Raw genomic sequence first — 21,202 nt, forward strand, 5'->3', positions numbered from 1 at the left:
ATCGTGGCCCGTACCCCGTTGGACCTGGATGAGCTGGTCGAGCACTGGACGCTGCTGAACGACGAGCAGGGACTTGTGTCCGGCAAGCGCGGTGCGACGCGACTGGGCTTCGCCGTGTTGCTGAAGTTCTATACGCAGTACGGCCGGTTTCCCCGGAACCGGGCAGAGCTGCCCGGTGAGGCCGTGGAGTTCGTCGCCCGGCAGGTGCAGGTTCCCGCCTCGGAGCTGGAGTCCTACGACTGGACGGGCCGCACGGTCGAGTACCACCGGGCGCAGGTCCGGGGCCACCTCGGCTTCCGTGAGTGCAGCGTGGCGGACGCGGAGAAGCTGACGGCGTATCTGGCCGAGCGCGTCGCGCACAAGGAACGCAGGCCCGAGCAGGTCCGGGTGGAACTGCTGGCGCGCTGTCGCACAGAGAGCATTGAGCCGCCCACGCCGGGCCGGTGCGACCGGATCGTGGCGGCTGCTCTGCGGGCGGCCGAGGAGTCGCTGACGGCCCTGATCTCCTCTCGGCTGACCGCGGAGAGCATCGAGCGGATCGTGGCTCTGGCGGCCGGCGCCGACCAGGACGACGACGGAACCGCGGGCGGCGGCGCGGAGGGTGAGGACGCACCGCCGGTGCTGGCGAAGGTCAAGGAAGCGCCGGGCAACGTGAGCCTGGAGACGATGCTCACCGAGATCGACAAGCTCCTGGCGGTGCGGGCGATCGGCCTGCCACAGGATCTGTTCATCGACGTCGCGCCGAAGGTCGTGGCTGGCTGGCAGGCGCGGGCCGCGGTCGAGTCGCCTTCCCACCTGCGGACGCACCCGGTACCGCTGCGGGTGACCTTGCTGGCCGCGCTGCTGCACGAGCGGGAGCGGGAGATCACGGACACGCTGGTGGAGCTGCTGATCTCTACCGTGCACCGGATCGGGGCGCGGGCGGAGAAGAAGGTCACCGAGCAGCTGATCAACGCGTTCAAGAAGGTGTCGGGCAAGGAGAACATTCTCTTCAGGCTCGCCGGGGCTTCGCTCGGCGCCCCGGAGGGGACGGTCCGCCAGGTCGTGTTCCCGGCGGTGTCCGGGGGCGAGGCGACGCTGCGGGAGCTGGTGCACGAGTTCAAGACCCGGGGGCCGGTCTACCGGCGGACGGTGCAGACGACGCTGAAGGCGTCGTACACCAACCACTACCGGCGCGGGCTGATCAAGCTGCTGGACGTGCTGGAGTTCCGTTCCTCCAACCATGCCCACCGGCCCGTGATCGAGGCGTTGGCGCTGGTGGCGCGGTACGCGAACGCGGGGAACACGACGTACTACCCGCTGGGCGAGACGGTGCCGGTCCACAAGGCGATGGGCGGGGACTGGGCGGAGGTCGTGCACCGCACCGACAAGCGGGGCCGGCGCCGGGTGGTGCGCATGGTCTACGAGGTCGTTGCCTTCCAGGCCCTGCGCGATCAGCTCAAGTGCAAGGAGATCTGGGTGGTCGGCGCCGACAAGTGGCGCAACCCGGACGAGGACCTGCCGCAGGACTTCGAGGCCAGGCGGGCGGAGAACTACCGGGAGCTGCGCAAGCCGCTGGACGCCGCGGTGTTCGTCGACGAGCTGCGCGAGCAGATGACGGCCGAACTGACCCTGCTCAACGACAAGATGCCGAAGCTGTCCTGGCTGGACATCGCCGAGCGCAAGTCCGGCGCGATCCGGCTGACGGCGGCCGAGGCCCAGCCCGAGCCGCGCAACCTGCGCAGGATCAAGGCCGAGGTACAGAGGCGTTGGGGCATCGTGCCGCTCGTCGACATGCTGAAGGAAGCGGTGCTGCGGACCGGATGCCTGGACGCGGTCACCTCCGTCTCCGGCGGCGGCAGCCTCTCGCCGGAAGTGCTGGCCGAACGCCTGCTGCTGGTCATCTACGCGTACGGCACGAACACCGGGATCAAGGCCGTGGCGTCCGGCGGCCACGGCCACACCGAGGACGAACTGCGGTACGTACGCCGCCGCTACCTGTCGGCGGAGGCCGCTCGCGCCATCGCCATCCAGATCGCGAACGCCACCTTCTCCGCCCGCAGCACCGAGCTGTGGGGCCAGGGCTCGACCGCGGTCGCCTCCGACTCCACCCACGTGCGTGCGTACGACCAGAACCTCTTCACGGAGTGGCACTCGCGCTACGGCGGCCGTGGGGTGCTCATCTACTGGCACGTGGAGAAGAAGTCCCTGGCCATCCACTCCCAGCTGATCAACTGCACCGCCTCCGAGGTCGCCGCGATGATCGAGGGCGCGATGCGGCACGGCACCACCATGGACGTCGAGGCCAACTACACGGACTCGCACGGCCAGTCGGAAATCGGGTTCGGAATCACGCGGCTGCTGAACTTCGACCTGCTGCCGCGTATCAAGCGGATCAACAAGGTGAAGCTGTACCGGCCGGTGGCCGGCGAACCGGACGCCTACCCGCAGCTGGCTCCGGCGCTGACCCGCCCGATCCGCTGGGAGCTCATCGCCCAGCAGTACGACCAGATGATCAAGTACGCCACCGCGATCCGGACCCGTACCGCGTCCACCGAGGCGATCCTGCGGCGCTTCACCCGCAACGCATCCCACCCCACCTACGCGGCGATGCTGGAGGTCGGCCGCGCGCAGAAGACCATCTTCGTGGCCCGGTACCTGCGGCTTCGGGACCTCCAGCGGGAGATCGAGGAGGGCCTGAACGTGATGGAGTCCTCCAACGGCGCGAACTCCGTGATCGCCTACGGCAAGGGCGGGGAGATCGCCTCGAACCGGCGCGACGAGCAGGAGATGTTCGTGCTGTGCCTGCGGATTCTGCAATCGGCCCTGGTCTACGTGAACACCCGGATGCTCCAGGACATCCTCGGCGAACCGGAGTGGGCCGACCTCCTCACCCCGGCCGACCGGCGCGGCCTGACCCCGCTGTTCTGGTCCCATGTGCGCCCGTACGGCGAGGTGAACCTCGACATGGCCGTCCGCCTGAGCCTTGCTGCGACCACGGTGCCCGGACCCCGTGCTGCGGAAGAGACGGACGGCAGAGAGCCGGTTGAGGATCGTCAGGGCATGTTGCCCCTGCCCTGAGGGTATTCGGACGCCGTGAAGTGGCTGGTCACACGCGCTGCTGACCGGCGGGCCGCGAAGCGGCCTCGGTTCCGCCGACGCTGACCAGGCCCGTTTCATAGGCGACGACGACCACCTGGGCGCGATCGCGGAGTCCGAGCTTGGCGAGGATGCGGGCGACGTGGGTCTTGACGGTCGCCTGGGAGAGGCGGAGGCGGGCGGCAAGCTCGGCGTTGCTCAGCCCCTGGGCCAGTAGGCGCATGACTTCGAGTTCGCGCGGGGTCAGCGCGGCCAGGTCTCGGTGGATCGCCGCGGTGGCGGAGTCGCGGCGGGCGAACCGCTCGACCAGGCGGCGGGTGATGGCGGGGGCCAGCAGCGCGTCGCCGGTGCGCACCATGCGGACGGCGGCGGTGAGGTGTTCGGGGCTGACGTCCTTGAGGAGGAAGCCGCTGGCCCCTGCGGACAGGGCGGCGTAGACGAAACGGTCGAGGTCGAAGGTGGTCAGGATGATCACGCGCGGGCCATCGGCACCCTCGCCGCTGGAGCCGGTGAGAATGCGCCGGGTGGCCTCCAGGCCGTCCATCTCCGGCATGCGGATATCCATCAGAACCACGTCGGGCAGGGTGCGCCGGACCGCGTCGACGGCCTCAACGCCGTTGTTGGCCTCTCCGACCACCTTGATGCCCTCGGACGCCAGGATCATCTTGAAGCCGGTACGCACCAGCGCCTGGTCGTCAGCGACCACCACGCGCAGCGGCTCAGTCATGATGTCTCCAGGGGTACCAGTGCGGTGACGCGGAAGCCGCCGCGGGATCTGGGGCCGGTGTGCAGGGTCCCACCGTAGACGGCGAGGCGCTCGCGCAGGCCGACCAGTCCGCGCCCGTTGCCGGTGGACGCGGAGGCGCTCGGGCGGCCACCGGTGTCAGCGACCTCCACGCGCAGTTGGTCGGCGGCGTATTCGACGATCACTTCCGCGGACGCGCCACTGGCGTGCTTGACGGTGTTCGTCAGCGCCTCCTGCACGACCCGGTAGGCAGCGAGTTCGACACCGGGCGGGACAGGGCGCGGCTGCCCCGTCACGGTCAACTCGACCGCCATTCCGGACTGCCGCACCCCTGCGACCAAGGTCTCCAGGCGGTTGAGGCCCGGCTGCGGGGCGAGATCCGCCGACGGGTCCCCGTCCGGTCCTTCGGCGTCCGTCATGAGCAGCCCCATGACCTGGCGCAGCTCGCTCATCGCTGCCCGGCCGCCGGTCTCGACCGCGAGCAGCGCCTCGCGGGCCTGGTCGGGGTCGGCGTCCATGATCTTGCGGGCGGCGCCAGCCTGGATGACCATCACGCTGACGTTGTGCGTCACCACGTCGTGCAACTCGCGGGCGATGCGGGCGCGTTCCAGCTCGACCGCCCGGCTCAGCGCCTCGACCTGTTCGCGCTCCAGCGTGGACAGCCGTGCGCGTCCCGCGTCGACCCTGCGCCGCCACATGCGGACCTCGTAGGCCGCTGCGAACACCGGGATCAGGACCAGGACCGCGACGACACCGTTCCGGAATTGGGGCAGCTTCGCGTTGGTGAACAGGACCACCAGTACCACGGCCGCCACCGGCAGGCTCACCAGCGTCGGCACCGGGTGGGAGCAGTAGGCCGCAGCGCTGTAGACGGCGACGAGGCAGACGACGCCGGCGTAGAAGGCGATGTCCCCCGAGTCGCGCATGATCAGCGGAGTCGCGGCCGTCACGGTCCACAGCACTGCCAGCGGAAACCGGCGGCGCAGCGCCAGGGGCGCCGAGACGAGCGGCACGAGGAGCACCGCGCCGGTCCAGTCAACCGGCCCGGCCCCGTTGTTCATGATCGTGACGTAGCGGATGCCGTCGGCGGCGAGGATCAGCGCCAACGCTACGTCGAATGCCCGGCTGCGCGGGGTGGGCCGTGGCAGCTGACCGGTCGGGCGCGCCATCTGCCCGGCCAGTTCGCGCAGTCGGTCCGTGATCGGCACGTTCACCATCCGCTCATTCTCGCCGCCGCCGCGGCCTTGCGGCATCCACCTGGTGATCAGGCGGGATACATCCGTGGACTACATCGCAGGGATGACAGCGGTCAGCCTCGTCCCGGAGCGGTACCGGGAATGCCTCCTGCGGCGGACGCACCGTGCCCGGCGGCGCACCTAGCGTCGACCAGGCCATTCAGGGCCATTCAGGGAGACGACCATGACCACACCGTTGATCGAACTGCGCGATGTGAGCCGCCGATACGACGACGATCCGCCCGCGCTCGCCGAGGTGTCGCTCACCGTTGCGCCCGGTGAGGCGGTCGCGGTCCTCGGGCCCTCCGGTAGCGGCAAGTCCACCCTGCTCAACCTGCTCGCCGGGCTTGACCGGCCGAGCGCGGGGACCGTCACCGTGGCCGGTGTACGGGTCGACGAGCTCGGCGAGGCCGCCTCGGCACGCTACCGACGGGCCAGCATCGGGATGGTCTTCCAGTTCTTCAACCTCCTCGACGACCTGACCGTCGTCGACAACGTGGTGCTGCCGGCGCAACTGGCCGGCCTGGCGCGCGGCGAGGCGCGCCGACGCGCGGCGGAACTGCTCGAAGCGCTCGGCATCGACCGCCACGCCCATGCCTACCCGGGCCGGCTGTCCGGCGGTGAGCGGCAGCGGGTCGCGGTGGCCAGGGCTCTGATGAACCGTCCGGCGCTACTGCTGGCCGACGAGCCGACCGGCGCGCTGGACACCGCCTCCGGTGAGGACGTCAAGGACCTGCTGGGCGACCTGCACGCCGACGGCCAGACCATCGTCCTGGTCACCCACGATGTGGCATTGGCGCAGTCCTGCGCGACGCGCACGATCCAGCTCGTCGACGGCCGGATCGCCGCCGACTCGCACGTGGGGGCGGACCGATGAGCACGCTGGGGAAGGTGGTGCGTGCGGGCGTGGGCCGCCGCCGGGTCCAGACGGTGGTGACCGGGTTGGCCGCCATGATGGCGGTGACCGCGTCCGTGCTGGGCGGGTCGCTGCTCGTGGCCTCCGCCGCTCCGTTCGACCACGCCTTCGCCGGGCAGCACGGAGCGCATCTGACCGCGCAGTTCGACGCGGGCAGGACCACGACCGCCCAGTTGTCGGCAACCGCGCACGTGGCCGGCGTCGCCGCCGCGTCGGGGCCGTTCCCGACTGCGACGATCAGCGCGCACAGCGGCGCCGGCACCGCCCTGCCGCCCGGCGTGGACCTGCCGCCGATGACGGTCGTCGGTCGCGCCGGTCCCGGCGGACCCGTCGACGACGTCACGCTGACCGCGGGCAGGTGGGTGACCGGCCCCGGCGAGATCGTGTCCGCCGGCATCCCCCTGGGCTCGACCCTCCGGGTTCTCGGCCTTCCCGGCAGCCCGACGCTCACCGTGGTCGGCGTCGCCCGGTCGGTCAGCAGCACCGCCGACGGCTGGGTGACACCGTCCGAGATCACCGCACTGACAGCACCCGGCGCGCCACGCCGATACCAGATGCTGTACCGCTTCGCCGCGGCCGGCACCACCGCGCAGATCGCTGCCGACCGCGCCGCGATATCCGCGGCGGTCCCCGCAGGGGCGCTGACCGGGGCGCAGTCCTGGCTCAACGTCAAACTGGGCACCGACCGCAACACCGCACTGTTCATACCGTTCCTCATCGCGTTCGGCGTCCTGGGCGTGGTCATGTCGGTACTCATCGTCGGCAACGTCGTCGCCGGCGCGGTCGGTGTCAGTACGCGACGGATCGGCATCCTCAAGGCCATCGGATTCACCCCGGCCCAGGTCGTACGGGCCTACATGGGCCAGGCCCTGGTCCCCGCGGCGGTCGGCACCGTGATCGGGGTCGTCGCAGGCAACGCCCTCGCCATCCCGGTGCTCTCCACGACCAACCAGCTCTACGGCACGAACACCTCGGGCGTTGCCCCCCAGGTCGATGTCGCGGTGATCGCCGGAGCACTCGGCCTGACGGCCGTGACCGCCTGGGCGGCCGCCCTTCGGGCGGGCCGGTTGCGCACCGTCGATGCGCTCGCCGTCGGGCGCACCCCGCGCCCCGGCCGCGGCCAGCGGGCAGCCCGGCTGGCAGCACGGCTCCCGCTGCCCCGGCCGGTCAGCCTCGGCCTCGCCCACCCCTTCGCCCGCCCCGCACGCACCGCCGCGATGGTCGCAGCGATCGTGTTTGGCGCCACCGCCGCCACATTCGCCATCGGTGTAGGCGCTTCTTTGGCCCAGGTGCAGGCCGCGAAGAACCACGACAACGCCGATGTCATCGTCCCCACGTTCGCCCCGCAGTCCGGGCATGGACGCGTCGCTCGCAACCGGGGACCGCGGACGCCGACCTCAGCCGATCCCGCCGCCATCACTGCGGCGGTCAACGCGCAGACCGGGACCCGGGCCTACTACGGCACCGCCGAGACAGAGGTGAGCGTCGCGGGCGTGACCGGTTCCACCACCGTCTTCGCCTTCACCGGAAACGCCTCCTGGGCCGGCTACCGGATGATCTCGGGAAGCTGGTTCCACGGTCCCGGCCAGGCAGTCGTGCCCACCACGTTCCTGACCGCCACGGGCACCCGCGTCGGGGACACCGTCACGCTGGAGGACTACGGCAAGGCGGTCCCGGTCCGTATCGTCGGCGAGGTCTTCGACCCCCACACTCAGACCATGGAGGTCCTCACCGACGCCGGGACGCTCGCCGCCGCGGAGCCGAACCTGCACCCTGACACCTACTCCATCGCCGTCAAGCCCGGCACGGAGGTGCGCGGCTACATCCACAAACTCGACACCGCGCTACGGCCTTTGGGCGTCAGCGCCCAAAGCGACCAGTTCCAGGGCAACAGCGATGTGATCCTCGCCTTGGACGCGCTGACCGCCATCCTCACACTGATGCTCGTCGCCACCGCCGGGCTGGGCGTGCTGAACGCGGTCGTGCTCGACACCCGCGAACGCGTCCACGACCTCGGCGTCCACAAGGCGCTGGGCATGACACCTCGACAGGCCGTCACCATGGTCATCGCGTCCGTCGTGGTGATCGGCCTGACCGGCGGCGCCACCGGCGTTCCCGTCGGGGCGGCCCTGCAGGCGACGATCGTGCCCGCCATGGGCCACAGCGCAGGAATCAACATGCCCGCCTCGGTTATCGACGTCTATCACCCGACCGAACTGGTCCTGCTCGGACTCGGCGGTCTGCTCATCGCCGTCCTGGGTGCCCTCCTGCCCGCGGGATGGGCCGCCCGGACCCGCACTGCCACCGCCCTACGCACCGAATAGAACCGGAGCTCGAAACAAAAGTGCTGGGCTGCTGTCCGCGAGGAACACGCGGACAGCACCCGATGCTCTAGGTTGCGACGATGCCTAGCGTTGGCTGCCACCTGCCGAAGCGCCGCGCTGCAAGTGTCGGGAAACGAACGTCTGCCGACACTCGGGTTGGCGATCACGAACCTACAGGTGGGCAGTGTCGGCAACTCGCGTCGGAAATCAACGTCGGAGAACGATCCTTCGGGTAGTTTCCGACGATGCTCATTGGCTACTGCCGCACATCGACGGCCGACCAGAACCCCGATCATCAGATCGACGCACTACTCCGCCATGGCGTCGACCGCGACAACATCCACGTCGATGTCGCCAGCGGCGCGAAAGCGTCCCGCCCGAAGCTGGACCTCGTCATGCAGCTGCTGCGCCCGGGCGACACGTTGAAGGTGACCCGGCTCGACCGGCTCTCCCGCTCGGTGCTGCACCTGGTGACCCTCGGCGCCGAGCTGCGCGAGCGGAGTATCGGGCTGCACGTCATCGAGCAGGGCATCGACACCGCCACCATGGAGGGCCGGGCGATGTTCGGGATGCTGTCCGTACTCGCTGAGCTCCAGCGGGAGCTGATCGTGGCGAACACGAACGACGGGCTCGCCTCCGCGCGGGCCCGGGGGCGGGTCGGCGGGCGTCGGCCGAAGCTCACAGCGGACCAGGCCGCGCTTGCCCAACGGCTCTACGACGAGCGGGAGAAGACCGTCCAGCAGATCGCCGACATGTTCGGCGTCCCCCGGTCGACGGTGTACGGGCACCTCGACAAGACCAAGACCGTCCCCCGCCAGCCGAAGAAGACCGTCACGGTAAAGCCCTGAAAGCTACCGGCGGGTTACTTGTTTCCTGGTGCCCGAGCTAGGACTACGGGGCCAAGACCACTGCCACGACGCCCTGAACATCACTGACCCTCGCCGTTTGCGGCTGGTGACACAGTTCTTACTGGCACCCCAACTCCAGCGGCGCTGCCTCGAACGCGGCGTGTTCTGCTCACTCGACGAGCTGGAGACCGCCCTGGAGGACTGGATCAAGACCTGGAACGAGCAGGCCAGGCCTTTCAAGTGGACCAAGACCGCAGACCAGATCATCGACCGCATCTGCCGCTACTGCGACAGGATCTCCGGACCGGGACACTAGAGCTTCTCCACCGGCGCGTACCGCAGCAGCAGCCGCTTCGGTTTGACGTCGCCGAAGTCGACCGTGGCCTCCGCGTTCGCGCCCGTGCCCTTGACGCCGACGACCGTGCCCAGTCCGAACTGGTCGTGCGTGACCCGGTCGCCGACGGCCAGCGAGACCACCGGCTTCTCTCCCGCGGACCGGCGGGTCGCGAAGCCGGACGCGCCGGCCGCCGAGGACCGCGAGCGGGACGAGGACAGCGAGGCCGCCACCCCGGACACCGGTCCGGAGGAGACGGGCGCGGTGGCCCCCGTCCGCTTCCAGTCCACGTGCGTCGGCGGGATCTCCTCCAGGAACCGGGAGGGCGGGTTGTACGAGGGCTGTCCCCAGGCGCTGCGCAGCGAGGACCGGGTGAGGTACAGCCGCTCCCGCGCGCGCGTGATGCCGACGTAGGCGAGCCGGCGTTCCTCCTCCAGCTCCTTGGTCTGACCGAGGGCGCGCATGTGCGGGAAGACGCCGTCCTCCATGCCGGTCAGGAAGACGACCGGGAACTCCAGGCCCTTGGCGGTGTGCAGGGTCATCAGCGTGATGACTCCCGAGCCGTCCTCCTCCTCGTCGGGGATCTGGTCGGAGTCGGCGACCAGGGCGACCCGCTCCAGGAAGTCGGAGAGCCCGGCCGGCGCGGCGGCCTCGCCCTCCGCCTCCTCGGTCTCCTGCTCGAACTCCAGGGCCACCGCGGCGAGTTCCTGGAGGTTCTCGATCCGGGTCTCGTCCTGCGGGTCGGTGGAGGCCTGCAACTCGGCGAGGTAGCCGGTGCGTTCGAGCACCGCCTCCAGGACCGTCGCCGGACCGGCGCCCGACTCGACGATCGTGCGCAGCTCCTCCATGAGCGCGTTGAACCGCTTCACGGCGTTCGTCGACCGCGAGGCCATGCCGTACGCCTCGTCGACGCGTTTGAGGGCCTGCGGGAAGCTGATCTTCTCCCGCTGGGAGAGGGCGTCGATCATCGCCTCGGCGCGGTCGCCGATGCCCCGCTTGGGCACGTTGAGGATCCGGCGCAGCGGCACCGAGTCCTCCGGGTTGGCCAGCACGCGCAGGTAGGCCAGGACGTCCCGGACCTCCTTGCGCTCGTAGAAGCGGACGCCGCCGACGACCTTGTAGGGCAGGCCGACGCGGATGAAGATCTCTTCGAAGACACGGGACTGTGCGTTGGTGCGGTAGAAGACGGCGACGTCGCCCGCCTTCGCGTCGCCCGCGTCCGTCAGACGGTCTATCTCGTCGGCGACGAACTGCGCCTCGTCGTGCTCGGTGTCGGCGACATAGCCGGTGATGCGCGCGCCCGCGCCCGCGTTGGTCCACAGGTTCTTGGGACGGCGGGACTCGTTGCGCTCGATGACCGCGTTGGCGGCGGACAGGATCGTCTGCGTGGAGCGGTAGTTCTGCTCCAGCAGGATCGTCGTGGCGTTCGGGTAGTCCTCCTCGAACTGGAGGATGTTGCGGATCGTCGCACCCCGGAAGGCGTAGATCGACTGGTCGGCGTCACCGACGACGCACAGCTCGGCGGGCGGGACGTCGTACTCGCTCGGCGGGACGTCCACGGGGTGCTCGGAGGTGCCGACCAGCTCGCGCACCAGGGCGTACTGGGCGTGGTTGGTGTCCTGGTACTCGTCGACCAGGACGTGCCGGAACCGGCGGCGGTAGTGCTCGGCGACGTCCGGGAAGGCGCGCAGCAGGTTGACCGTCGTCATGATCAGGTCGTCGAAGTCGAGGGCGTTCGCCTCGCGCAGCCGCGACTGGTACATGGCGTAGGCCTGCGCGAGGGTCTTCTCGAAACCGTCGGTGGCCTGCGCGGCGAAGTCCTCCTCGTCGATCAGCTCGTTCTTCAGGTTGCTGATCTTGGCGCTGAAGGACTTGGGCGGGTAGCGCTTGGGGTCGAGGTCCAGGTCGCGGCAGACCAGGGCCATCAGGCGCTTGGAGTCGGCGGCGTCGTAGATCGAGAACGACGACGTGAAGCCGAGCCGCTTGCTCTCACGGCGCAGGATGCGCACGCACGAGCTGTGGAAGGTCATCACCCACATCGCGTTCGCGCGCGGGCCGACGAGCGCTTCGACGCGCTCCTTCATCTCGCCCGCGGCCTTGTTGGTGAAGGTGATCGCGAGGATCTGCCCCGGGTGCACGTGCCGCTCGGCGAGGAGGTGGGCGATGCGGTGGGTGAGCACGCGCGTCTTGCCGGAGCCGGCGCCGGCCACGATCAGCAGCGGGGCGCCGGCGTGCGTGACGGCCGCGCGCTGGTTGTCGTTCAGGCCCTCCAGGAGCGCCGCCGCGTCCAGGACCGGGCGGGGGGCGCCGTCGCGGTAGTGGGCGTCCCGGTCCGGGGGCAGGTCGAACTTCCCGCCGAACAGATCGTCCGGAACCGACTCCGGTCCGTGATCGTTCTCGGGCGGCGGCGGGGGCTCCTCCTCGGGGGCGCGGGGGCCCTGGAGGTCCGCCAGGAAGCTGTCGTCAAAGAGGCTGCTCATCGCTCTACGAGTCTAGGGGGCACCACTGACAACCGGCTGCCGTCCCCGGAATCTGCCGCATTCACCCTCCGGGAGAGCGTCGTCACGATCCGTCGACCGCGGCGCCCGAAGCGCGCCGGCCCGGCACAAGGTCACGAAAATGTATCGGGCATATCACCCATCATCCTTCACACGGACCACACCGGTTGGCTACCGTGCCGACAGGCCGCAGGACCCCCACCGGCGAACGACGCCGGGCCGCGCGGCCTCCGCCCAGTCCGGCGCGCCCGCTCGCGCAGTCCGGAACCGGGGACCCACCGAAGTCCAGGGGTGAATCGGCCCGGCTCTCCGCGGGGAAGCAGGCCGTCGGGCAGCCCTTCCGGTCTGCACCGCCCGAACCCTCCCCAGAGCCTGGACGGCCCGGGAGGGACCCCACCGCCGACCCGGTAAGCGGAGCACTGGAAGGAGTCGTCCCCCTTGGCGTCGCAGCACCGCAAGCCGCGCTCCGCGGGCGCGCGCGTGGCAGGCATACGCACCCCCGCCTTCGCCACCGCCGCCCTGACGTCCGTGGCTCTGCTCTCCCAGACGGCGAACGCCGCTCCGTCGGGCGACGGCACGCCGAGCCTGGAGGAGGTCGAGAAGAAGGTCGGCGACCTCTACCGCCAGGCGGAGTCGGCGACCGAGAAGTACAACGCCGCCAAGGAGAAGACGACCAAGCAGCGCAGGCGCGCCGACTCCCTCCTCGACGACGTCGCCCAGCGCACCCAGAAGCTCAACGAGGCGCGTGAGGAGCTGGGTTCCCACGCGGCGGCCCAGTACCGCACCGGCGCCTCCGCGCCCGACACGGCGACATTCCTGCTCGCGGACACCCCGCAGGACTACTTCGACCAGAACCAGCTGATGAGCCGGGTCACCGACCGCCAGAAGGGCGCGGTCGACGACTACGTCGCCGAGCAGTCGGCGACGATGAAGAAGCGCCAGGAGGCCGCCGAGAGCCTCACGGCGCTCACCGACACGCAGAGCGACCTCAGGACCGCGAAGGCCACCGTCCAGAAGAAGCTCGCCGACGCGCGCGAGCTGCTGTCCCGGCTGACGGCCCAGGAGAAGGCGCGTCTGGCGGCGATCGAGAAGCAGCGGCAGGAGGAAGCCGCGCGCAAGGCGGCCGAGCTCGCCCGGCGGCAGGCGGCCGCACAGTCCGCGCAGGCCGCGGCGCGGCAGGAGAGCGGCGGCGTCCCGTCGGCCGCGGGGAGCGGATCGTCGTCCCCCGCACCCTCCGTCCCCGCCCCGGCCTCCGTCCCCGCCCCGGTCTCGCCCGCCGACCCGTCGTACGACGCCAAGGCCGAGAAGGCGCTCGCCTTCGCCCGCGCGCAGATCGGCAAGCCGTACGTCTGGGGAGCCATGGGCCCCGGCTCCTACGACTGCTCGGGGCTCACCCGGGCCGCCTGGCAGGCCGCCGGCGTCACGCTCCCGCGCACCACGTACGACCAGGCGAACGCCGGCGCCACGGTCTCCCTCGCCGACGCCCGCCCCGGTGACCTGGTCTTCTTCTACGACGACGTCAGCCACGTCGGCCTCTACGTCGGCAATGGCATGATGATCCACGCCCCGAAACCGGGCGCGTACGTCCGCGAGGAGTCGATCTACTACGACGGCGGGTCCGGCATCCACAGCGTGGTCCGCCCGGCCTGAGATCCCGCGCGGGGGCGCGACCCGACGTCCCCGCCGGGCATGCGCGCGTTTTTCCGGCTCCCCGCGCGCGTGCCCCACCCGTGCCGCGGGACGGGCTCCCTAGCATCGGCGCATGTCCGGGTCCCGCGCTCTCCCCCCACCCCGTCCCGTGTCCCGCGGCCGCACCCCGCTGCGCGAGCGGTGGGCGCGGCGGCAGCCGGCGGCCGGGGCCGCAGTGATGGCCACCGGGATCGTTTCGGTCGGCCTGCATCTGACGGGCTACGAGGCGGTGTCCCGCGTCACCCTGGCGATGACGGCCGCCGCCTGGGCGGTGCTGGCGGCGGACTTCGCCGCCCGGCTGGTGCTGGAGCGCGAACGGTGGCTGGCCGAGGCGAGGACGCCGGGCGCGCCGACCGCCGTGGCCGCGACGACGGTGCTCGGCGCCCGCCTCTCGTCCCTCGGCCGGCAGACCGCGGCCGAGGCGCTGCTGGCTCTGGCGGCGGTGCTGTGGCCCGTGCTGCTCGTGATCGTCGTACGGCGCTGGCGGCGGGGCATGCCCGGCTCGGTGTTCCTGTGCTGCGTGGCCACCCAGGGCCTCGCCGTGCTCGGCGCGGCCCTCGCTCGGGCCCAGGGGGCGGCCTGGCTCGCGCACACCGCGCTCGTGCTGTTCGGGCTCGGGCTCGTGCTCTACTGCGCCGCCCTGCCCCTGTTCGACCTGCGCCAGGTGACCGAGGGCGCCGGGGACCAGTGGGTCGCCGGCGGCGCGCTCGCCGTCTCGGCGCTCGCGGGAGCGGAACTCCTCACGGCCGACGCCGGCGGTCAGCACCTGTGGAACGACGACGACGCGGGCGTCCTGCGCTCGCTGACCGTGGCGCTGCTCGCGCTCGACCTGGCCTGGTACGTCGTCCTGCTGGCCGCCGAGGTGCGCCGGCCGCGGCCGCGCTACGACGGGCGCCGCTGGTCGACGGCCTTCCCGATGGGCATGACGGCGGCGGCGGCCCTGTCCGTGGCCGACGCCGCGGACGTCCCGTGGCTCACGGGGCCGGGCGAGGTCCTGCTGTGGGTCGCGGTGGCGGCATGGCTGACCGTCGCCGCGGCGGCCGTGGCCCACGCCGGCCGGGGGGTCAGGTCCAGAGCACCGCGATGAAGACGTTCGCCACGGTCAGCAGTCCGACCAGGCCGAAGAGGGGCTTCTCCACCCGCTCGTCGTCCCGCTTCACATAGACGAGGCCGAGGATCACGATCAGCAGGGCGAGCTTCACGCCGATCTTGATGTTGTCGACGGGCTGGTCGTCGGCCTGGTTGAGGCCGACCAGGATCGCACCGGTCACCAGCATCGTGGCCGCGCCGTGCAGCATCGCGGGGACGAAGCGGGCGGCGTCCTGGCCCATCGCCTTCATCTGCGTGAGGAACCCGCCCAGGAGCGCGGCGATGCCGATGATGTGCAGGCCGACGAAGAGATGGATGAGTACGTCCATGAAGCGGATGCTAATCAGCGCACGGCCCAGGCCCTACACCGCCCCTCACCCGGGCCCGGATCACCGCCCCCTCCGCGACGGCCGCGCACCCACCCACCCCCGCCCGTTCCCACCCACCTCCGCTGCTCCGGCCGACCCGCCGACTCAACCGCCGCAACCACCACGGCTGCCGCAACCGCCGCGGCCAGCCCGTCCGCCCCGACCACGTCATGCATATATGCGCCATAGCACTCCTCCACCAGGGCACGCCCACCGAATCACCGCTTCGGTCAGCGCGCCGTGCGAAGCGGGCGCGCCGGGTTCGAAGAGTCGGCCACATACGGTCAGCCGGCAGTCCGCTCGCGTCACTTCCGCACATCGCGTTACCCGACCGACACCTTCGGGCCTAGCGTCCTCCCCCAGGTGACCGGCTCCCCACCGCCGCCCGGGCCAGGGGCGGCAGTCGGCCACCACCGCCGAGAGGCCCGGCGGCGTCCCGCTCCCCCGTGCGGGGCGTCGCCGGGCACGTCGAGCACTGCGGGGCCGTCCGTCCGCTCCCCCGACGGCCCTGCGGTTCGACCGAGGCGGTCGTACGAAAGGACGTGCAGTCCCAGTGGCAGCGCACCGCAAGCCCCGACAGCGCTCGCTCGGCGGCCATACGGCCCGTACCGCGTTCACACTCGCTCTCGCGGGCGTCGCGACGGCGACGGCCTTCGACGGGACCGGACAGGCCGAGCCGAACCTGTCCCCGGCCGAGGTCAAGGCGAAGGTGGCCAAGCTGTACCAGGAGGCCGAGGAAGCCACCGAGAAGTACAACGGCGCGCAGGAGAAGGCGACCGCGGCCGAACAGCGGCTGGCGACGATGCGGGACGAGGCGGCGCGCAAGGAGCAGAAGCTCAACACGGCGCGCGATGCGCTGGGTTCGATGGCCGCGGCGCAGTACCGCAGCAGCGGGCTCGACCCCGCCGTGCAACTGGCGCTCTCCGACGACCCCGACCGCTACCTCGACGGCGCCGCCTTCGCCGAGCGGGCCGGCGACCGCCAGTCCGCCGCCGTCGCCCGGGTCCGCGAACAGCTGCGCGAGATCGAGCAGCTGCGCGGTGCCGCGCGCGTCGAACTGACCTCGCTCAAGGCCCGTCGGGAGGAGCTGCGGACCCAGAAGACGGCGATCACCGCCAAACTGGACGCCGCCCGCAAGCTGTTGTCCCGGCTGACGGCGCCCGAGCGGGCCCGGATCGGCGAGGCGGACGGCGGCACCGCCGACGGCGCCTCCCGCGCCTCCCGTACCTCGACGAGCGGACGCGCCCACCTGCCGCCGCCCGGGTCCGCCGGCGCCGAGGCTCCCAACTCCCGTGCGGCGGCGGCCGTCGCCTACGCCTACTCCAAGCTCGGCAGCCCGTACGTGTGGGGCGCGACCGGCCCGAACGCCTTCGACTGCTCGGGGCTCGTCCTCGCCTCCTACCGCTCCGCCGGGGTCTCCCTGCCCCGCACCACATACGCCCAGATCGGAGCGGGACAACGCGTCTCGCGCTCCGAACTCCGCCCGGGCGACCTGGTGTTCTTCTACTCGGGCATCTCCCACGTCGGCCTCTACATCGGCAACGGCCAGATGATCCACGCCCCGAACCCGTCGGCCCCGGTCCGCGTGGCCCCGATCGACGAGATGCCGTTCGCGGGGGCCACGCGGGTGGTGTGAGGAACCGGCGGGCGGAACGGGGCTCCTACAGCTTGTCCCAGACGTCCCCGCCGGCGATCGCCCTCAGTTGCTTCAGCGTGAGGGGCGGAGTGGCCCGGGTCGGCGCGGTCAGCCGCCCGTTGCTGTTGTACGCGGTGACCGTGACGCGCAAACCGTCCGGACGGACAGCCGTGACGAACCGGCGCATGATGCCCTTCTCACCCCACGGGTCAGGCCCGCACTCGACAACCTGGGGTCTCCGGGGGGTTCCATCTATGTCCGGGTCACACCAGCCTTCGCGCCGTGGCCCAGCGGGTCAGCTCGTGACGGTTGGACAGCTGGAGCTTGCGCAGCACCGCCGAGACGTGCGACTCGACCGTCTTGACGGAGATGAAGAGCTGTTTGGCGATCTCCTTGTAGGCGTAGCCGCGGGCGATGAGCCGCAGCACCTCGCGCTCGCGCTGGGTGAGACGATCGAGGTCCTCGTCGACCGGCGGGGCGTCGGTGGAGGCGAAGGCGTCGAGGACGAACCCGGCCAGGCGCGGCGAGAAGACCGCGTCGCCCTCCTGCACCCGGAAGATCGAGTTCACCAGGTCGGCCCCCGTGATCGTCTTGGTGACATAGCCCCGCGCGCCGCCGCGGATCACCCCGATCACGTCCTCCGCCGCGTCCGACACGGACAGGGCCAGGAAGCGTACGGGCCGCTCGGCGTCGGCCATCAGCGGGGCGCAGCGGCGCAGTACCTCGACGCCGCCGCCGCCCGGCAGGTGGACGTCGAGGAGGACCACCTCGGGTCGCGTCGCGGTGATGACCGTGACCGCCTGGTCGACGTCCGCCGCCTCGCCGACGACTTCGACGCCGGTCTGCTCGGTCTGGCCGATCTCGGCCTGCACGCCCGTGCGGAACATGCGGTGGTCGTCGACGAGGACCACACGCACCCGGCGTCCGCCCGCCCCGTCGCCGGGGGTCTGCGCCGGCCCTCCGGCCTCCCCCGCTTCCGCGGCGCCGTTCGTGCCGTTCGCGTCGGTCGTGCCGTTCGCGTCCGTCGTGTCCGTCGGGTCGCTCATGACGTCTTCTCCGCCCTCTCCATCTCCAGCTCGATCTCGGTGCCGCCGTCCGGGACCGCCCGCAGCCGCGCGGTGCCGCCGTGACGCTCCATCCGGCCGATGATCGATTCTCTGACGCCCATACGGTCGGCGGGTATCGAGTCGAGGTCGAAGCCCGGGCCGCGATCGCGGACGGACACGAAGACCGTCCTGCCCTCGACTTCGGCATAGACCTGCACGGCGCCGCCGTCGCCACCGTACTTGGCCGCGTTCACCATCGCCTCGCGCGCGGCCTGCATCTGTGCCCCGACCCGTTCGTCGAGCGCGCAGTCGCCGACCACCACGACCTCGATGGGCACACCGTGCTTGTCCTCCACCTCGGCGGCGCTGCGGCGCACCGCGTCGGCGACCGTGGTCGGCTCGTCGGCCTCGTCCTTGCCGGTCCCCTCGGGTTTGTAGAGCCAGGTGCGCAGGTCGCGCTCCTGGGCGCGGGCGAGACGGCGCACCTCGCCGACGTTCTCCGCGTTGCGCTGGATCAGGGTCAGGGTGTGCAGCACCGAGTCGTGGACGTGGGCGGCGACCTCCGCCCGCTCCTGGGCGCGGATGCGCATCAGCCGCTCCTCGGAGAGGTCCTGGGTCATACGGACCAGGTAGGGGCCGGCGAGGAGCGTGATGCCGACGATCACGGCGAGGGCCGCCTGCAGAACGGAGCCGAGGTGGGTCGCGGAGCCCTGCAGGACGAAGGTGCCGGAGACGCCTGCCGTGACCAGCAGGACGCCGGCCCCCGCGCGCAGGAGCGTGAGAGTGCGGCGCTTGCGGCCGACCTCGACCCAGCGGGCCCGGCGCGCGTTGTCCGCCTGCCGCCAGACCAGGGCGACGCCCGCGCCGACGAGCACGGCGGGGACGAGGTAGGCCTTGGCGCCGCTGCCCAGATTCACGTTGGTCACGAAGACCGTGGCGACCACGACCATGAGGAGCAGGGCGACGATCTGCCCCTTGTCGGGTTTGCGGGCGACGAGTCTGCGGCGGCCGTCGGGCGCGGTCTCGGTGACGACGAGCGCGGGCGGCTTCTGGTCTCCGACGCCTCCGACGCCGAGCGGCACGAAGAACCAGAAGGCCGCGTAGAGCAGGGCGCCGAGGCCGTCCGCCATGAACAGGCCCGCGAAGACGAGCCGCACCCATACGACGGGCAGGCCGAGATGCCCGGCGAGCCCCCGCGCCACGCCACCCAGCCAGCGTCCGTCGCTGCTGCGGTAGAGCTTGCGCGGCGGCCGCGGTTCGACGAGTGGCGCTGCTGCGGCTTCCGGCATGCCAACGATGGTCACACGGGCCGCGGGCCCGGGCATCAGGGTTCTCCCCCGAGACGTCCCTGATCTTCGGAGCGCCCGCCCGTCGAACGCGTCCCCGGCCGCGGATCAGGGCCGATATCAGGGTCCGACCAGGGTTGTTCCGGCTGCCACGAGGGCGGTCCGCCCGCCACCATGGAGTCATGACAGATCACCAGCACGCCGCGGACGCCGTGCCCGACGGGGGCGCCGCGCCCGACGCGGCCGCCCCGTCCTCCGGCGCCTCGGGCGCCGCCGGTGACCCGCCTCGCGCGCACGAGAAGCACGGAGAGCAAGGAGAGCCCGCAGAGCAGGGGACGCGGGGAACGCAGGGGACGCAGAGAAAGCAGGGAGGCCGCGATGCAGACGGCCTGACAGCGGCAGAGGCAGCGGCGGCTGCCGCGACGGCGGCTGCCGCGACGGCGGCTGCCGCTGCGGCGACCGCCGACGGGGACGGTGACACCGGCGGGGACGGTGACACCGGCGGGGACGGCGGACGGGGAGCAGGCGCTCCGACGGCTCCCGGACTCCTGTCGAAGTTCCGGCGGGACCGCGAGCACAAGATGCTCGCGGGGGTGTGCGCGGGCCTCGGGCGGCAGTGCGACATGGACCCGGTGATCTTCCGGATCACGCTCGCCGTGCTCTCGGCGACCGGCGGCATCGGTCTCATCTTCTACGGTTTCGCCTGGCTCTTCGTTCCCTACGCCGACGACGGGCAGAACGAGGTGCGCAAGCTCCTGACCGGCCGGGTCGACGGCCAGGCCCTCGCGGCCGTGCTGTTCGCGCTGGTCGGCTGCGGGGTGTTCCTGTCGATGCTGAGCAACGGCAGCGTGCTCACGTTCGCCGTGGTCGTCTCGCTGCTCCTCGCGGGCGCCGGGTACTGGTCGCGGCACCGGGATTCCTCCGACCCCGACCCGCTGGCCGCGCAGGCCGTGGCCGACGCCCCGCCGGAGGCGCAGGCGCCGCCCGTGCCCGCCGCCTACCCGTCGTGGTGGCGCGACCCCATAGTCAAGGACGGCACCCACGACGGGGGCACCGGCTACCTGTGGGGCCCTTCCGTCCCCCGCGGCCGGGACTTCATGGCGGACGTCGACGTCCAGCTCACCGGCCACCGCCGCCGTGAGGACATACGCACCTCGCGCGAGCCGTACGTCCGGCCGTCGGGCCCGCGGTGGATCGGCGGCTGGCTGTTCCTGCTCGCGCTGCTCGCGGGCGGCCTGGTCTCCAGGCTCAACTGGCACGGGCACCCGCTCGGCACCAGTCTGCAGGCCGGCCTTGCGGCGGCGCTCATCGTGCTCGGCGCGGGCATCGCGGTCAGCTCGTTCCTGGGGCGTACGGGCGCGGGATCGATGTTCCTGGCCATCGTCACGGCGTGCCTGCTGGCCGGCACGGCCGTACTGCCGAGGAACATCGGCACGCACTGGACCGACACGACCTGGCGGCCCACGACGGTGGCGGAGCTGCGGACGGACTACGACCTGGGCACGGGCGACGGCACTTTGGACCTGTCCCGGCTGGACCTGGCCAAGGGGCAGACGGTCAGCACGGACGCCGAGGTGGGAGCCGGCCGGCTGCGGGTGATCGTGCCGCCGGACGTGACGGTGAAGGCGAGGATCGACGTGGGGCTGGGCGACGTCCAGTTGCCGGGCGACGACGAGAAGGACGTGGACGTGGAGCCGCGCAAGCACAAGGAGGTCACCTTGCGGCCGGCCTCGGGACGGCCGGAGGCGGGGACCATCGATCTGGACCTTCGGGTCGGAGTGGGACAGGCGGAGGTGGCCCGTGCTGCGTCATGAGTTCCGGCCCGGTCGGCTGGTCGCCGGCGCCGCCTTCGTCCTCGCGGGCGTCATCTTCGCGGGCGACGCGGGCGGGTTGTGGGAGGCGCAGTGGTTCGTGATGATCCCGGTCGTCATGGCCGGCCTCTGTCTGGCGGGCGTGACGGGCGCGGTGGCCGGGGGCGTCCGCAGACGGCGAGGCCGGTCCGGCCGGGCCGCTCCCACCGGAACCGACGCCACAACGCCGCTGTGACCGGCCCGCACCGCGACACCTCGCCGCCGTGACCGGCCCGAGCCGCGTCGCCTGGCAGCCCAGG

Annotated in this window: 17 protein-coding genes; 10 read left to right on the forward strand and 7 right to left on the reverse strand. The window is 71.6% G+C overall.

From position 1 onward, the window contains the following. Positions 1–3 precede the first annotated feature (3 nt). Entirely contained in the window at positions 4–3,060 is a 3,057-nt protein-coding gene (locus tag Sri02f_RS22185) for a Tn3 family transposase (RefSeq protein ID WP_218029889.1), read from the forward strand. Positions 3,061–3,088: 28 nt separating this feature from the next. Here Sri02f_RS22185 and Sri02f_RS22190 read toward each other — a convergent pair whose 3' ends face one another. After that, positions 3,089–3,805, reverse strand: coding sequence for a response regulator (locus Sri02f_RS22190; protein ID WP_109003045.1), 717 nt, complete (start codon positions 3,803–3,805; stop codon positions 3,089–3,091). Next, positions 3,802–5,040, reverse strand: a complete 1,239-nt coding sequence (locus tag Sri02f_RS22195; protein ID WP_109003046.1) for a sensor histidine kinase — start codon at positions 5,038–5,040, stop codon at positions 3,802–3,804. The genes Sri02f_RS22190 and Sri02f_RS22195 overlap by 4 nt, the downstream gene beginning before the upstream one ends. A 202-nt stretch (positions 5,041–5,242) precedes the next feature. Between Sri02f_RS22195 and Sri02f_RS22205 the strand changes: the two genes are divergently transcribed. From Sri02f_RS22205 to Sri02f_RS22220, 4 genes are all read left to right on the forward strand, one after another. Then, positions 5,243–5,935 carry an ABC transporter ATP-binding protein gene (locus Sri02f_RS22205; RefSeq protein ID WP_109003048.1) on the forward strand — a complete coding sequence of 231 codons (693 nt, stop codon included), beginning with the start codon at positions 5,243–5,245 and terminating at the stop codon, positions 5,933–5,935. After that, positions 5,932–8,298 carry an ABC transporter permease gene (locus Sri02f_RS22210; RefSeq protein WP_109003049.1) on the forward strand — a complete coding sequence of 789 codons (2,367 nt, stop codon included), beginning with the start codon at positions 5,932–5,934 and terminating at the stop codon, positions 8,296–8,298. Before Sri02f_RS22205 ends, Sri02f_RS22210 begins: the two co-directional genes overlap by 4 nt. 245 nt (positions 8,299–8,543) lie before the next feature. Continuing rightward, positions 8,544–9,146 (forward strand): recombinase family protein, encoded by a 603-nt coding sequence (locus Sri02f_RS22215; protein WP_109003050.1) that lies wholly within the window; start codon positions 8,544–8,546, stop codon positions 9,144–9,146. 97 nt (positions 9,147–9,243) lie between these two features. Further along, the gene (locus Sri02f_RS22220) at positions 9,244–9,462 is read left to right on the forward strand and encodes a hypothetical protein (protein WP_245970724.1); all 219 of its coding nucleotides are present in this window, start codon (positions 9,244–9,246) and stop codon (positions 9,460–9,462) included. On the opposite strand, the gene pcrA is transcribed toward Sri02f_RS22220, so the two are convergent. After that, a complete protein-coding gene (gene pcrA / locus Sri02f_RS22225) occupies positions 9,459–11,960 on the reverse strand; it encodes a DNA helicase PcrA (RefSeq protein WP_109003051.1) in 2,502 nt (833 codons plus the stop codon). The genes Sri02f_RS22220 and pcrA overlap by 4 nt on opposite strands. Before the next feature lie 456 nt (positions 11,961–12,416). Here pcrA and Sri02f_RS22230 point away from each other — a divergent pair, with 456 nt between their 5' ends. Together Sri02f_RS22230 and Sri02f_RS22235 are read left to right on the forward strand one after the other, a co-directional pair. Further along, the gene (locus Sri02f_RS22230; protein WP_109003052.1) at positions 12,417–13,628 is read left to right on the forward strand and encodes a C40 family peptidase; all 1,212 of its coding nucleotides are present in this window, start codon (positions 12,417–12,419) and stop codon (positions 13,626–13,628) included. 112 nt (positions 13,629–13,740) lie between these two features. Continuing rightward, a complete protein-coding gene (locus tag Sri02f_RS22235) occupies positions 13,741–14,754 on the forward strand; it encodes a tellurite resistance/C4-dicarboxylate transporter family protein (protein WP_109003053.1) in 1,014 nt (337 codons plus the stop codon). Here Sri02f_RS22235 and Sri02f_RS22240 read toward each other — a convergent pair. Continuing rightward, complete coding sequence (locus Sri02f_RS22240; protein WP_109003054.1) at positions 14,732–15,085, reverse strand: hypothetical protein; 354 nt, start codon at positions 15,083–15,085, stop codon at positions 14,732–14,734. The genes Sri02f_RS22235 and Sri02f_RS22240 overlap by 23 nt on opposite strands. 592 nt (positions 15,086–15,677) lie before the next feature. Between Sri02f_RS22240 and Sri02f_RS22245 the strand changes: the two genes are divergently transcribed. After that, the gene (locus tag Sri02f_RS22245) at positions 15,678–16,760 is read left to right on the forward strand and encodes a C40 family peptidase (protein ID WP_109003055.1); all 1,083 of its coding nucleotides are present in this window, start codon (positions 15,678–15,680) and stop codon (positions 16,758–16,760) included. A gap of 25 nt (positions 16,761–16,785) precedes the next feature. On the opposite strand, the gene Sri02f_RS41320 is transcribed toward Sri02f_RS22245, so the two are convergent. The 3 genes from Sri02f_RS41320 to Sri02f_RS22255 all read right to left on the reverse strand — a co-directional run bounded on the left by Sri02f_RS41320 (position 16,786) and on the right by Sri02f_RS22255 (position 19,131). Beyond that, on the reverse strand, positions 16,786–16,947 hold the full coding sequence (locus tag Sri02f_RS41320) for a hypothetical protein (protein ID WP_159106763.1): 162 nt from the start codon (positions 16,945–16,947) through the stop codon (positions 16,786–16,788). Positions 16,948–17,023: 76 nt separating this feature from the next. Further along, positions 17,024–17,806, reverse strand: a complete 783-nt coding sequence (locus Sri02f_RS22250) for a LuxR C-terminal-related transcriptional regulator (protein ID WP_109003056.1) — start codon at positions 17,804–17,806, stop codon at positions 17,024–17,026. After that, positions 17,803–19,131, reverse strand: coding sequence for an ATP-binding protein (locus Sri02f_RS22255; RefSeq protein WP_174855683.1), 1,329 nt, complete (start codon positions 19,129–19,131; stop codon positions 17,803–17,805). The genes Sri02f_RS22250 and Sri02f_RS22255 overlap by 4 nt, the downstream gene beginning before the upstream one ends. Positions 19,132–19,274: 143 nt before the next feature. Here Sri02f_RS22255 and Sri02f_RS22260 point away from each other — a divergent pair, with 143 nt between their 5' ends. Both Sri02f_RS22260 and Sri02f_RS22265 read left to right on the forward strand, forming a co-directional pair. Next, the gene (locus Sri02f_RS22260) at positions 19,275–20,906 is read left to right on the forward strand and encodes a PspC domain-containing protein (protein WP_245970725.1); all 1,632 of its coding nucleotides are present in this window, start codon (positions 19,275–19,277) and stop codon (positions 20,904–20,906) included. Continuing rightward, positions 20,893–21,138 carry a hypothetical protein gene (locus Sri02f_RS22265; protein ID WP_109003057.1) on the forward strand — a complete coding sequence of 82 codons (246 nt, stop codon included), beginning with the start codon at positions 20,893–20,895 and terminating at the stop codon, positions 21,136–21,138. Before Sri02f_RS22260 ends, Sri02f_RS22265 begins: the two co-directional genes overlap by 14 nt. Positions 21,139–21,202 lie beyond the last annotated feature (64 nt).

It is taken from the genome of Streptomyces rishiriensis, assembly GCF_003112535.1.
Taxonomy (GTDB): Bacteria; Actinomycetota; Actinomycetes; order Streptomycetales; family Streptomycetaceae; genus Streptomyces; species Streptomyces rishiriensis.

Excerpts from the sequence above, each read along its gene's own strand:
- Sri02f_RS22190 (WP_109003045.1), bottom strand. The coding sequence starts at position 3,805 with ATGACTGAGCCGCTGCGCGTGGTGGTCGCTGACGACCAGGCGCTGGTG.
- Sri02f_RS22195 (WP_109003046.1), bottom strand. The coding sequence starts at position 5,040 with ATGGTGAACGTGCCGATCACGGACCGACTGCGCGAACTGGCCGGGCAG.
- Sri02f_RS22205 (WP_109003048.1), top strand. The coding sequence starts at position 5,243 with ATGACCACACCGTTGATCGAACTGCGCGATGTGAGCCGCCGATACGAC.
- Sri02f_RS22210 (WP_109003049.1), top strand. The coding sequence starts at position 5,932 with ATGAGCACGCTGGGGAAGGTGGTGCGTGCGGGCGTGGGCCGCCGCCGG.
- Sri02f_RS22215 (WP_109003050.1), top strand. The coding sequence starts at position 8,544 with ATGCTCATTGGCTACTGCCGCACATCGACGGCCGACCAGAACCCCGAT.
- pcrA (WP_109003051.1), bottom strand. The coding sequence starts at position 11,960 with ATGAGCAGCCTCTTTGACGACAGCTTCCTGGCGGACCTCCAGGGCCCC.
- Sri02f_RS22235 (WP_109003053.1), top strand. The coding sequence starts at position 13,741 with ATGTCCGGGTCCCGCGCTCTCCCCCCACCCCGTCCCGTGTCCCGCGGC.
- Sri02f_RS22240 (WP_109003054.1), bottom strand. The coding sequence starts at position 15,085 with ATGGACGTACTCATCCATCTCTTCGTCGGCCTGCACATCATCGGCATC.
- Sri02f_RS41320 (WP_159106763.1), bottom strand. The coding sequence starts at position 16,947 with ATGCGCCGGTTCGTCACGGCTGTCCGTCCGGACGGTTTGCGCGTCACG.
- Sri02f_RS22250 (WP_109003056.1), bottom strand. The coding sequence starts at position 17,806 with ATGAGCGACCCGACGGACACGACGGACGCGAACGGCACGACCGACGCG.
- Sri02f_RS22255 (WP_174855683.1), bottom strand. The coding sequence starts at position 19,131 with ATGCCCGGGCCCGCGGCCCGTGTGACCATCGTTGGCATGCCGGAAGCC.
- Sri02f_RS22260 (WP_245970725.1), top strand. The coding sequence starts at position 19,275 with ATGACAGATCACCAGCACGCCGCGGACGCCGTGCCCGACGGGGGCGCC.